Raw genomic sequence first — 12,599 nt, forward strand, 5'->3', positions numbered from 1 at the left:
TCGTTATTAAGGTTGTGTGGAGGTTATCAGGGGTAAGGTAATTGACACATTTGCCCCGCCAGTGGGTGCATTACTGATTTCAATTTTTCCACCTAAGCGGGCTATTGTAGAATAGGTAAGAAACAAGCCTACACCCAGTCCCTGGTTACTATCATCGATAGGCATTTTACCAATTTTATTTATTAAGTCTTCAGCGATGCCGGGGCCATAGTCGCGTATTTGAATAGCAACACAGTTTAGGTCATCACAAGGCTCAACGATGAGATCTATACCTTTATTCTGGGCGGTATATTCAGCAGCATTATTGAGGATATTGATCAGTGCATGCGTTAGCGTAAGTTCAGCCAGAATGCCATTTTCTAATGGTGCCAGCGGGTTGATCTGTAAATTTAGCTTAATTCCGGGTTGCTGACTGCGCCATTGATTAATGACTTCATCCAGGTAATCACTCAATACAGTGATATGTCCTGACTCGGCTCTTAACTCTCCTGCTGAAGCTGACATAACAGATAAAGCCTGTTTACAGCGGGTTATCTGATCCTGCATGATATGAATCTTATCATGTAGTTCATTATGCACTTCAGGACTATAGTCATCTTTTAGCTCATGCACAATAATTGCCATGGTTCCTAAAGGTGTGCCCATATCATGAGCAGCACTGGCTGCCAGAGTGCCTAAAGAAATAATGCGCTCATCCTGCAAAGATCTTTCGCGTGCTTCGGCAAGCGTACGCTCACCGGCTTTAATGGTATTGGATAGCTCCAGAGCAAAGAATGCAACGAGTCCGGCACTACAGACAAAGCCAAACCACATACCAAAAATATGAAAATTAAAAAATTCTTCATCCTGCAAGGTATGCATTTGTTCGCTCATGACGGCCATATCCATATGCATTAAATGCGGCTCAACCGTAGTCAGGGTTGCATGAAAGGGAATTATGAAGGTATATAGAGTCGTGGTCAGGATAACCATATACCAGGTATAGGCATGTGGCAGAATAATGGCAGTAAGAATAACCGGAAGCAGGAAAATCCAGGTAAACGGGTTAGTCGCCCCTCCGGTTAAATATAACAGCGCGGCAATGGCAAAGACATCTATAGCCAATTGCGAGAATATTTCCATTTCTGTCACAGGTACATCTGTCTGCAGGCGCATCCAGGTATACAGGTTGACTGATCCAATCGCTATTATAGTGAGCCATAGGGCATCCTGGTGTAATTGTATCCTTAGAATATCTATAGAAATTAATAATAATAGCGACTCGCCACCGATCATTAAATTTCTAAGAATAAATAGCCATTCCAGGTTTTCTTTTGCCGAAATTTCTACTTTGGGAACAAAGTTAATTAGCATCGTATTTACTGGAAGAATATTGCGACACTGATAATCGTGGCGCTAGCGAGTAGCGCATAAATTGTGCCGTGCTGGTTATCCTGCATCTGGTGGCGCATTTTTTCTAATTGCAGTGATTGTCGTTCCGCCCGCTCACTGGTATGTGCAGCATCGTCTAGAACCTGAAACAGCAGGGATGGTATTTCAGGGAATTTTTCTGCTAATTCAGGGAACTTCTGCATCGCCTGTTTAATTTTTGTTTTCGGGCTCAAACGCTCTTTAAACCAGGCTTCTAAAAAGGGCTTGGCAGTTTGCCATAAATCCAGCTCAGGGTAAAGTTGGCGACCTAAACCTTCGATATTCAATAAGGTCTTTTGCAATAGCACTAGCTGTGGCTGCACTTCCATATCAAAGCGCCGGGCTGTCTGAAATAGACGTAGTAATAATAAGCCAAATGAAATATCTTTTAATGGCTTGTCAAAGATCGGCTCGCAGACACTACGAATAGCGGATTCAAATTCTTCAACACGCGTATGAGCAGGTACCCAGCCAGAAGCAATATGCATTTCGGCGACGCGGCGATAATCCTGATTAAAAAATGCCAGAAAGTTTTCTGCTAGATAGCGCTGATCCGAGGTGGATAAAGTGCCGACAATACCAAAGTCAACTGCGATATATTTACCCGGTAATTCAACAAAGATATTACCTGGGTGCATATCGGCATGGAAAAAATTATCTCTAAAGACTTGAGTGAAAAATATCTCAACCCCGCGCTCGGCAAGCAGTTTAAAATCGGCATTATTTTCACGTAATTCATCGATATTACCCACTGGAATACCATGAATTCGTTCCATAACCAGGATTTTTTTACGTGTCAATTCCCAGTGAATTTCGGGAATATAAATAGCCTCTGAATTTTTAAAATTGCGCCGTAATTTTGCCGCATTACCGGCTTCTCTGATTAAGTCCAGTTCATCCAGCAAGGTCTTCTCAAACTCCGCGACTATCTCTTTGGCATGTAGGCGCTTGGCATCATCCCAGAATTTTTCGGCAAAATAGGCCAGTTCATATAATAAGCCAATATCGGAATGGATCCATTTTTCCACATCCGGACGTAGTACCTTTACAATAACTTGCTCGCCAGTGTGTAATACGGCTGTATGCACCTGGGAAACTGAGGCGGATGCTAACGGGCTGGCAGAGAATTCAGCAAAGGCAGTTTCAATTGGCATACCTAATTGCTGCTCAATAACTTCGCGTGCCTGCTGGTCGGAAAACGGGGGGACCTTATCTTGCAGCTTAACCAGCTCATCGGCTATATCATCAGGTAGAATATCTTTGCGTGTGGAAAGAGCCTGGCCAAATTTAACATAGATCGGCCCCAGGTCTTCCAGGGTTCTACGTATACGTACGCCACGCTCACCAAAGTCTTTTTTACGCCAGAAATTAGGCGAAAAAATAGCCAGAAATCGCAGTGGGCGGAATAAGTGGGTTTTGAGAATCAGGTCATCCAGTCCATGAGAGAGTAGAACCCAGTTTATATGTATTATTCTTAGTATCAGTTTGGGGTGTTTCACGTTTCTTCCTATGCCTGCTGTGCGTCAAATTGCTTGTCTAAACGATTGATGCGTGCCTCGAGCCGATCCAGGTCTTCTCTCAGCTGATCAATGCCTTCATTCAGGATATTTACCTCGGGGGCAGGGGGTAGGTCTTGTGTTTCATCTTGTAAAAATTCTTTGATATTCAGTTGCAGGCTGTTGAAGTTTTCCCGTTGCCATAGATTGGCATTGCGCAAAAACAGCCCGACCTTGTGAGCAATGACATCGCCGGTGACATGAGACAGTTGTTCTTCCAGGTCTATATCCAGTTGCGCAAAAAGCCTCTGAAATTGATGCCCCACATCGAGGTCACCTGTAATCTGTACTTCACCAGAGAAAAAAGACCGTGCCGGTGTAGCGCTAAGCCCCATCAAGCCAAATGCGGGTAATGAACCTGTTAGTGTCGTATCTGCAGTGCCTGCATAATAATCGATAAGCTGAATATTCTCGCTGTTAGGGCAAAGGTAAATGGTTTCATTAAACGGCTGAATCGTAATGGCAATGATCTTACCCGTAAGAGGCTTAAGAAACATGGAAACATCTTCGTCCAGACTCAGATATTTATTCAGAGCGGCTTCAAATGCGCTGATCAGCAGAGGTTTAATAGTCATCGTATATTGAAGAGTAGAAAGAACTGAAGTTTCCCAATAATTATTTATGGTAAAATTGAAACTATGCTACAACTATTATGAAAAAAATAGTCTTTTCATTCGTTTCAAATGCTATTGCCTAAGGGGAATTAAGTAGGGGTTTGCTATAAACATGGCAAAACCACCTAAAATAAACCTCGATACACCAGCATTGTGTATTTCAGCTACTCAATAATTGGGAAACTTCAGTAGAAAGAATGGAGCACAATAAAATTCATAACCGGTAGGATGTGCTGAGGAACGAAGCGCATCACACAATGGTGCGCTTCGTTCCTCAGCACACACTACAGAATAGATAGTTTCGGGTATTAATAAATTATGAACCCTAAATGTTAAATTAGAAATGCACAGGTACTTAAAATTAAAACTTATAGCCTCTATGTACACAGACGATCCCCTGTGACATATTGAAATATTCACAGCGCTCCAGTCCTGCCTCCTGCATCATTTCTTTTAATTTATCCTGCTTGGGATGCATGCGAATAGACTCGGCTAAATAGCGGTAGCTATCTTCATCTTTAGCAACAAATTTACCAATTTTAGGTAATAATTTAAACGAATAAAAATCATAGACTTTTTCCGTGATTTTGTCGGTCGGGTGTGAGAACTCCAGAATGATAACCCGGCCACCTGGCTTTAATACCCGGTACATAGAACGCAGTGCCGCATCTTTATCGGTCACATTGCGTAAGCCAAAAGCAATACAGACGCAATCAAAGCTATTATCTTCAAATGGCAGGCATTCAGCGTTGACCTGAGCATAAGTGATATTTTCAATTAAGCCGCGGTCGATTAAACGGTCACGCCCCGTACGTAACATTTCAGAATTTATATCTGCCAGCACGATCTTGCCTTTTTTACCCACGCGTTTGGAAAAAAGCGTGGTTAAATCCCCTGTGCCTCCAGCCAGATCAAGTACCTGATCGCCTTCGCGTACATTGCTTAGTTGTACCGCAACGCGTTTCCAGATACGGTGTATTCCAAGCGACATCAGGTCATTCATAATGTCATACTGGCTGGCAACGGAATCAAAAACTCCGCGCACAAGATTGACTTTGTCTTTTTCAGCGACTTGCTTAAAGCCAAAGTGGGTGGTGTTATCAGTTGTCATAAGTTTATCTTAAATAATAAAATGTTTTAACGTAGGCTGGCTTAGATTTTTTTTGCGCAGCAATAACAGCGACCCAGCATTTTAAAGAGTTCATAATATGCTGGGTTACGTTATCTACGCTACGCTCGACAATCGAACCCAGCCTGCTTGTGATCCATTGATTACAATATACCTATTGAATAGGCGTTTAATTTTTCGCAACTTCAACCCGACTATGGCCGGCAGCTTTTAATTCTTCCAGGTAGCCAGGCCAGAGTACATCATACTCATTACCGAGTTTATACAGCAATTCCCAGGTATAAATCCCGGTACTATGACCATCACTAAAGTCAGGGGCAATGCCATAATTACCAATCGGTCTTATGGCATCAATCGCCACAGATTCTTTTCCGGTTTGTAAGATTTCCTGTCCCGGAGCATGACCTAAGGCTTCAGCCGATGGGGTGAAAACTCGCAGGTATTCGCAGGGCTGATGAAAAGTCTTGCCATCAGCAAAGCTTACTTCAAGAATACGCGATATTTTGTGTAATTTTATTTCCGTAGGGTGAGTCTCAATTGCGTCTGCTTTAATACGCATCATTATAATATATAACGGCTTAAATCTTCATCTTCAGCAAATTCTGATAGATATTGATTGACGTAATCTTTATCGACGACAATATTTTTATCCACCAAATCAGGTGCATAAAATGAGATGCTTTCCAGCAAACGCTCTAAAATAGTATGTAAGCGGCGAGCACCAATATTCTCAGTTTTTTCATTGACTTCCCAGCCTATCTCGGCAATCCGCTGGATACCCTCTGTAGTGAAAGTCAGCTGAACTCCTTCGGTAGCCAGTAAGGCCTGGTATTGCTCGGTTAAAGAGGCATCCGGCTCGGTTAGAATACGCACAAAATCCGCAGTACTCAGGGCATCTAGTTCTACTCGAATAGGGAATCGCCCTTGTAATTCAGGGATTAAGTCAGAAGGCTTGGTTAGATGGAAAGCGCCTGAGGCAATAAATAAAATATGATCGGTTTTGATCATGCCATATTTTGTACTGACCGTGCTACCTTCAACCAAAGGTAATAAATCTCTCTGTACCCCTTCTCGCGAGATATCACCACCGCCACCGGTATCAGAGCGCTTACAAACCTTATCTATTTCATCCAGAAATACGATACCATGCTGCTCTGCAGATTCGATTGCCGATAATTTGATTTCATCTTCATTCACTAACTTGGCAGCATGCTCCTCTGTTAGTAATTTAAGCGCATCTTTTACCGGTAATTTACGATCTTTGGTTTTTTGACTGCCCAGGTTTTGAAACATGCCCTGTAATTGATTGGTCATTTCTTCCATACCAGGAGGTGCCATGATTTCAACGCCTATACGCGAAGCCTGCACTTCAATTTCTATTTCCTTGGCATCAAAATCACCTTCGCGTAATTTCTTGCGCATTTTTTGTCGCGTAGATGCTTCAGTTTTAGATAACATACCTCCGTCAGCACGGGGTAACAGAATATCTAGCACTTCTTCCTCAGCAGCATCCATAGCGCGATGCTGGACTGTTTCCATCTCGGATTCGCGAGTCATTTTATAGGCGGTTTCAACTAAGTCCCGCACGATAGACTCGACATCGCGACCGACATAACCCACCTCGGTGAATTTTGTCGCTTCTATTTTTATAAAAGGCGCATTGGCAAGACGCGCAAGTCTACGTGCAATCTCGGTTTTACCTACACCCGTAGGGCCTATCATCAGGATATTCTTGGGCGTAATTTCATCGCGCATGATACCTTCCACCTGAGCGCGGCGCCAGCGGTTACGCAAAGCAATCGCAACGGAACGCTTGGCGCTGGCTTGACCGATAATATGCTTATCCAGTTTGTGGGCAATTTCTTTGGGGGTCATCTGTGTCATCTGTTGTTAATCCTTTGGTTCTGCGTCTAGTTCTTCTATGCGAAGATTTTTATTAGTATAAATGCAGATATCTGCCGCAATATTCAGCGACTTTTCAACAATATCCCGGGCGCTTAGATCCGTGTTTTCCAGTAAGGCGAGCGCAGCTGACTGAGCAAACGGCCCACCTGAACCGATCGCGATTAAATCGTATTCAGGCTCGATAACATCGCCATTGCCGGAAATGATTAACGAGGTTTTACTGTCTGCAATTGACAGTAGTGCTTCAAGTTTGCGTAACGCACGCTCGGTGCGCCAGTCTTTAGCCATTTCCACAGCGGCGCGAGTCAGGTTGCCGTGATGCTTTTCCAGCTTGCCTTCAAAATGCTCAAACAGCGTAAAAGCATCGGCGGTTGCCCCGGCAAATCCGGCGATCACTTTGCCGTGATATAAACGGCGTACCTTACGCGCATTACCTTTCATTACAGTATTACCCAAAGTAACCTGACCATCACCACCGATCACGACTTTATCGCCACGGCGTACAGAAAGAATTGTTGTACCTCTAAAATCCACTGATAACTTACCTAATATAGAAAATAAATCGCTCAATTTTACATGGTTAATGTCGCTCTTGATAGCGATTAAAGTAGAAATAGTGTAAAACCAATGTAAAATTTGTTTATTAAGGGTTTAGTAGACTCATCGTTCCCACGCAGAGCGTGGGAACGATGAGTGATCTGCTCTATAATATGAAATAAGGCTAAACTAAATCTCTGCACCGAAAGTCAAATGCAAAGCCAGACTCCAATACTTGCGTAAACTCAATGCCACATCGTCTTATCCACAGCCAACTCGATTTTATACTCTTCGAAGAAGGGAGATTTTCACCTTTAAACTGGTTACTGAGAGAAGGGCACTTAGACTATAACGACTATCTAGACCATCAGTGTTCCCCTATCAATTGAGGCCGTGAAACTAACCTCGCCACAAGAGAGCTCATAAAGCACTGTAAAGACATTCCTGTTATTATTGCGTTTTGAACTGCCCGAATGGTATACGAGCTGATACGAGATACTCTTGCCTGGAAAAATAATGGATTCACAAAACGATCTCGTTTTTGGGCCTGTTGCTGCCTTATCTCCAGAGCCTCGCTATATTTTTTATCCGATGGATGAATCAATTCTGGCTGTTGTGTTTTTGAAATCTCTTCAAACACGCGCATTAAATTATAGCTCATTGCAGTCAGGCGCATTTGATTTTCAAGTGAGCGGGTATTGGAAGACCAAGCTTTAGTTTCCTTGAAATTACTTTTAGTGTTATTGAATGTCTTTTCAATCGTCCATCGCTTGAAATACAGCATGGCAATGGTTCCAGGGTTAATAGTCATTGGCAAGGTTGTCACAAACCGGTGAAGTTTTCCGGTTTCTGGATCACGGTAATCCACCACGTTAAATTTGATGCCCTTGTTTTCGTACACACTGTATGCTTCAACCCCTGTATTGATCTCATGGCGGGAGTCAAAAGGGATAGACTCAACCAGAGTCGCAATTGAATTTTCTTTTAGCATTGAAATCATGTAATTAGCATGTCGTTTCTGCCGATCCCACCAGACAAAGTCGGTGACGGCTTTATCGTAGACATATAGTTTCTCAGATAAATAATTTCCAAATTTGGAGCGCTTAAACTTAGGCGGTAACAACGAAATCTTCCCGCAATTTTTGCATAACACAAATCACTTTACTGGCATCATGCATATAAGTGTTAAAAGTTTGCACAACTGAATCATGAAGATCTTCAAAAGTTTTAAAATACTTCATATGAGTCGAATCGCGTTTCGTATTTTTCCATAATTTCTCAATCGGATTAAAATCCGGCGAGAACGCAGGGAGACGTTCTACTGTCAAACGATCTACATTAGCTAACTTAAATTCCTTAATAACACCGCTTCCATGATACGGGGCACCATCTTCAATTAGAATAATCTTGCCTTTATAATAAGCCAGCAATTGTGTTAAAAACTCAACATAGCTTTCACCATTAAAACGCCCAGATGTTTCAGCGTGTTGTAATATCATTGGCTTATAACTCTCGATTAAGACGTTGTCGGCAATAGAATATATCGCTTCCATAAAAAGCTTCTGTGTTGGATATTTCTCATTTTTTAAGCTTTTAAGAATAGCTAAAAATTCTTGAGGCAGCCCAGCTTCTTTTAAAAGTCTAAGTGACTTTGGTTTTATCTCATAAGCCAATGATTCTCGGTATTGAAAACTCCCTCCTTCGAGTTCGATCGTACCAAACATTTTCAACCCTTTTCGAATCCCTGATGTTTTCACTGTGGGTTGCTCTCCTATTGGAGCCCAGGTTCGTGCCAATGAACCCCACATAGCAAATGACACCTCATCACCGAATAAAACGACACTCTTTTCTTCTACCGCCTTTTCCATAATGGCAGGCAATGTTTCTTCCAGCCACGTTTTTCTTTCAAGCTCGTACTTTTCTTCCGCTGTCAGCCCCGGACGGGCTGATAGTCTCCAGAAGGCGCAGGGAAATTTGCCAATCCGAAGTGCGCGATAGCGCGCGAGGGAGGCTAAAATTTTATCCCGAATAGCCGTAGAGCCATTTGTGGTAGCCATGACTGAGCTGCTTTGTGCTCAGTCTGTGGCGGACGCAGGGCGGCTGGAGCATCTCCTATTCGCTGCGTAGGTGAACGAATTACGGCGACAGGAGTCCCGGAATTTCGTGAGGTAGCATGGCGCGCCTGTTCTTGGCGATCAGTCACAAAACGAGCTTTTTGATAACTGAAGCCCAGTTTTTTCATTAGGCTTGATAAATAGTTCAAGTTATAACGAACTTCAAATTTTAACCAAATAAGCTCGGCAATCATCGCAGTATTCCATATTCCACAATGAAATCCATTGTCTTCTGGGCCTTTCTTTATCAACTCAACCAATTTATTTTTCTGGTCTTTAGTTAACTTTGACTTCCGACCACGTCCTTGATAGTGTTGCCCTATTAACCAACCGACACCTTTATGCATGAATGTTTTCAGCCAATTTATAATGGTTTTTTCACAGACTCCCATTAGGCGTGCTATTTCTTTGATTCTCATGCATTCACTGAACCAGAGTAGAGCTTGAGTTAATCGATATAAACAAATATTACTTAGCTTGAGAGCTGTCGCCATATTTTTTTTTAGTCGGTCTACAATTGACTTTGAAAAAGTGAGGGATACCATTTTTGACTGTTTCCGTTAGTGTTGGGACGAAAATTATAAGCCAGTTTCCCCTCTGTCGTTTTTGTTTGTTCGGAAATTAATTTTCTGAAACTCGATGTTCAAGTTTTTCCATCCCATTGCCATCAAACTCTTACCTTCACCCAGCAGAACAATACTTTAATGATGGTGTTGGCTCTAAGCGCCCTAAATCTCTGCCAATCATATGTTTTCCTGATGGCATCAGTTGAAACACATCCTTTATTAATTCACCTAACTCTTTCAGCTTATCACCAGGATCTGGAAACTCTAGCAATGACGTGATGAACTCAAGCAGTACATCCATTTGAGACTTGCGCTGTAAGCTTCCTACGGTATACGCAGGTAGTTTGCTTTCAATGCGGGCTATTTGCTCTGGGTGAAGGAGAAGGCAATGGTCAAACAAAAGACTCAGAACCAGGCCACGGCTTGATCCCTCTTCATCTAATTGTTTGGCCTCACGCCCCCATCCTTCATAAAGCTTCCAGTCCTCAAAGAAAACCTCAATCAGCCATCTCAACGTATAGGCTTGAATAATATCTTGTGTGCGCCAAGTCAGGTCTGTCGCCACTAAATAGCGATAGTCGTTTTCACCGTCATATTTTAAGGCAATGACAAAGCGTTTTTTACTGTGAGAACTCACCTTTAATCGTGCACTGCTGACAGTCACTTTAATCTCTTTGCCGCCACGTACACGTATTATCTGATCAATGCCTTTGTTAATCGAATTAAAGTAGCTCTCGACTGACCTTATTCTACCTCTATATTCAATATTTTGGTTTTTACGTAATTGGCTAATCACCTGCGAGCCTCCAGATTCTTTAGCGGCTTCGTCCATAAAGGCTTTTCACCATACAGCGCATCAGCCAGTACGCCTTTAATTTTAATCAGGCTATGCGCAACTTTAAACTCTTTTAATAAGCCTAATGCAATCTCTGTTTTGGTCGGGTAGGCACTGTCACGTTCAGGCTTAATAGGCCGGTCTTTTTTTGCTATACCGCTCTTTTTCAACCGCTGAAAATCCTGGAAACGGAGCTTTAGCGAAGTGAAGATTTTTAGTCCCTGATAGGCGACAGGGCAATTTGCTGATTCGACGTGTGCTAGCAGCACGCGAGAGGAGCAAGAATTGCATTCCGAATAGCCGTCCAGCCAGTGAGGTAGTAATGACGAAGCGGCTTTTGTGCGTAGTCGTTGCGGACGCAGGGCGTTCAGGGCATCTCCCATCCGCTGCGTAGGTGAACTAATTATGGCGACAGGAGTCCCGGAATTTCGTGAGGTAGCATGGCGCGCCTGGCTGTAGCGGTTAAGGTGATTAAGTTGATTGATCGGGTTAATCAGAATGCTTTGGTTGCTTAAGGAACGTACAGGAATAACTTCGATAACTTGTTTCTACGCCTTGAATACGAGCATAAATCCTGCGCCAGCGTAGCGGTGTGCCTAACTTATTTCGTGCGCGTTCCTGAAAAATCAAACCTTATTTAAAATCAGTTCTAACACCAGCTTGCTGCCAAAGTAAGCTAATAATAGACAGACAAATCCATATAAAGTCCAGCGTACTGCTGTCATACCGCGCCAGCCATAACGTTTTCTACCTATTAATAAACTGCTAAAAATCAGCCAGGCAATAATGGATAAAAATGTTTTATGCGCTAGGTGCTGGGCAAATAAATCTTCTATAAAGATAAAGCCACTGAGCAAGGAGATACTTAAAAATAATAAGCCGGTACTGATCATTTGAAATAACAGCGACTCCATCGCCTGCAAGGGAGGAAATGACAGCATCAGACGCCCCGGGTTATGACTTTTAAGTTGCTTGTTCTGTAAGGCCAATAATAATGACTGAAAAGCTGCAATGGTCAGTAAGCTAAAAGCAATAATGGAGCTGAGGATATGCATTTTCATGGCTAATGAATACTGTTGCCCCATTTGCACTGAGCTTGGGAAAGCATAGTCTAGTGCTAGCAAGATGGCTGCGATGGGAAACAGCGCAATGCCCAGTTTTTCCACTGGCCTGGAAAAAGAAGCGAACAGGAGTATAAAAGCAATAATTAGTGAAATAAGTGAGGCGGTATGAAAAAAGCTAAAGTCCAGCCCTTGCTTAGACCAGGTTGTTAATGAAATAGAAAACAGGTGGAAAAATGAAGCCAGCCAGGCAAGAGTGAGTGCCAGTTTTTTTAAGCGGTTTTCATTAATTTCCCGGATTAGCAGGATGATGCTGGCAAAATATAAACAAAATGCTATGCCTACGAGTACAAATAAGTTCATGGGTTTTAAATATAGGGCAAGATTTTAAACTTTAAGTGTAAAAGTCACGGGGCCATCATTCGTCAGTGATACTTGCATATCAGCACCAAATTGTCCGGTCTGAATTTCGGCATAATGCTGCCGGGCATAACTGACTAGATAATTAAATAACTGCTCGCCTTTTTCAGGTGAAGCAGCAGGAGTAAAGCTAGGTCGGTTGCCAGAATTTGTATCAGCCGCCAGGGTAAATTGCGGCACGAGCAGCAAACCACCCTGAATTGCTTGTAAATTCAGGTTCATACGGTTTTGCTCGTCGGGGAAAATGCGGTAATTGATAATACGCTCAAATAAGCGCTGCACCGAACTTTCTTCATCGTCTCTTTCTATCGCAACCAAGACCAGAATGCCGCGATTGATTCTAGCTACTTTCTGCCCTGCGATCGATACTTCTGCCTGTGTCACACGTTGAATAATTGTAATCATCTTACTGTGGATCTGGTAGGGCGTGGCTTTAGCCTGCCAACTTTAAT

At 42.8% G+C, this 12,599-nt stretch carries 14 protein-coding genes and 1 pseudogene; 1 reads left to right on the forward strand and 14 read right to left on the reverse strand.

Annotated features, from left to right (window positions below):
- Positions 1-6: 6 nt before the first annotated feature.
- The 9 genes from K6984_RS01765 to K6984_RS01805 all read right to left on the reverse strand — a co-directional run bounded on the left by K6984_RS01765 (position 7) and on the right by K6984_RS01805 (position 9,208).
- Positions 7-1,353 (reverse strand): ATP-binding protein, encoded by a 1,347-nt coding sequence (locus tag K6984_RS01765; protein WP_221893901.1) that lies wholly within the window; start codon positions 1,351-1,353, stop codon positions 7-9.
- A 5-nt stretch (positions 1,354-1,358) separates the two neighbouring features.
- Entirely contained in the window at positions 1,359-2,909 is a 1,551-nt protein-coding gene (ubiB, locus tag K6984_RS01770; protein WP_221893902.1) for a ubiquinone biosynthesis regulatory protein kinase UbiB, read from the reverse strand.
- A gap of 8 nt (positions 2,910-2,917) precedes the next feature.
- A complete protein-coding gene (locus tag K6984_RS01775; RefSeq protein WP_221893903.1) occupies positions 2,918-3,541 on the reverse strand; it encodes a ubiquinone biosynthesis accessory factor UbiJ in 624 nt (207 codons plus the stop codon).
- A 400-nt stretch (positions 3,542-3,941) separates the two neighbouring features.
- Complete coding sequence (gene ubiE / locus K6984_RS01780) at positions 3,942-4,691, reverse strand: bifunctional demethylmenaquinone methyltransferase/2-methoxy-6-polyprenyl-1,4-benzoquinol methylase UbiE (protein WP_221893904.1); 750 nt, start codon at positions 4,689-4,691, stop codon at positions 3,942-3,944.
- A gap of 187 nt (positions 4,692-4,878) precedes the next feature.
- Positions 4,879-5,268, reverse strand: coding sequence for a gamma-butyrobetaine hydroxylase family protein (locus K6984_RS01785; RefSeq protein WP_221894123.1), 390 nt, complete (start codon positions 5,266-5,268; stop codon positions 4,879-4,881).
- A gap of 2 nt (positions 5,269-5,270) precedes the next feature.
- The gene (gene hslU / locus K6984_RS01790) at positions 5,271-6,593 is read right to left on the reverse strand and encodes an ATP-dependent protease ATPase subunit HslU (protein WP_221893905.1); all 1,323 of its coding nucleotides are present in this window, start codon (positions 6,591-6,593) and stop codon (positions 5,271-5,273) included.
- A 6-nt stretch (positions 6,594-6,599) separates the two neighbouring features.
- Complete coding sequence (gene hslV / locus K6984_RS01795; protein ID WP_221894124.1) at positions 6,600-7,148, reverse strand: ATP-dependent protease subunit HslV; 549 nt, start codon at positions 7,146-7,148, stop codon at positions 6,600-6,602.
- Between the two features lie 370 nt (positions 7,149-7,518).
- Positions 7,519-8,274: a transposase gene (locus K6984_RS01800; protein ID WP_221893906.1), complete on the reverse strand. Its 756-nt coding sequence runs from the start codon at positions 8,272-8,274 to the stop codon at positions 7,519-7,521.
- Complete coding sequence (locus tag K6984_RS01805; RefSeq protein WP_221893907.1) at positions 8,261-9,208, reverse strand: transposase; 948 nt, start codon at positions 9,206-9,208, stop codon at positions 8,261-8,263. Before K6984_RS01805 ends, K6984_RS01800 begins: the two co-directional genes overlap by 14 nt.
- 12 nt (positions 9,209-9,220) lie before the next feature.
- Here K6984_RS01805 and K6984_RS30425 point away from each other — a divergent pair, with 12 nt between their 5' ends.
- Positions 9,221-9,370: a hypothetical protein gene (locus K6984_RS30425; protein ID WP_230987808.1), complete on the forward strand. Its 150-nt coding sequence runs from the start codon at positions 9,221-9,223 to the stop codon at positions 9,368-9,370.
- A 29-nt stretch (positions 9,371-9,399) separates the two neighbouring features.
- Here the strand turns inward: K6984_RS30425 and K6984_RS35930 are convergent.
- The 5 genes and pseudogenes from K6984_RS35930 to dtd all read right to left on the reverse strand — a co-directional run.
- Positions 9,400-9,810, reverse strand: a pseudogene (locus tag K6984_RS35930) (helix-turn-helix domain-containing protein); the annotation flags it as partial.
- Positions 9,811-9,946: 136 nt separating this feature from the next.
- The gene (locus K6984_RS01815) at positions 9,947-10,663 is read right to left on the reverse strand and encodes a hypothetical protein (protein WP_230987809.1); all 717 of its coding nucleotides are present in this window, start codon (positions 10,661-10,663) and stop codon (positions 9,947-9,949) included.
- Positions 10,624-11,049, reverse strand: a complete 426-nt coding sequence (locus K6984_RS01820) for a hypothetical protein (RefSeq protein WP_221893909.1) — start codon at positions 11,047-11,049, stop codon at positions 10,624-10,626. Before K6984_RS01820 ends, K6984_RS01815 begins: the two co-directional genes overlap by 40 nt.
- A 243-nt stretch (positions 11,050-11,292) precedes the next feature.
- On the reverse strand, positions 11,293-12,090 hold the full coding sequence (locus K6984_RS01825; RefSeq protein WP_221893910.1) for a cytochrome C assembly family protein: 798 nt from the start codon (positions 12,088-12,090) through the stop codon (positions 11,293-11,295).
- A gap of 24 nt (positions 12,091-12,114) precedes the next feature.
- Complete coding sequence (dtd, locus tag K6984_RS01830) at positions 12,115-12,552, reverse strand: D-aminoacyl-tRNA deacylase (protein ID WP_221893911.1); 438 nt, start codon at positions 12,550-12,552, stop codon at positions 12,115-12,117.
- Positions 12,553-12,599 lie beyond the last annotated feature (47 nt).

Source organism: Bathymodiolus japonicus methanotrophic gill symbiont, assembly GCF_019721995.1.
Lineage (GTDB): Bacteria > Pseudomonadota > Gammaproteobacteria > Methylococcales > Methylomonadaceae > Methyloprofundus.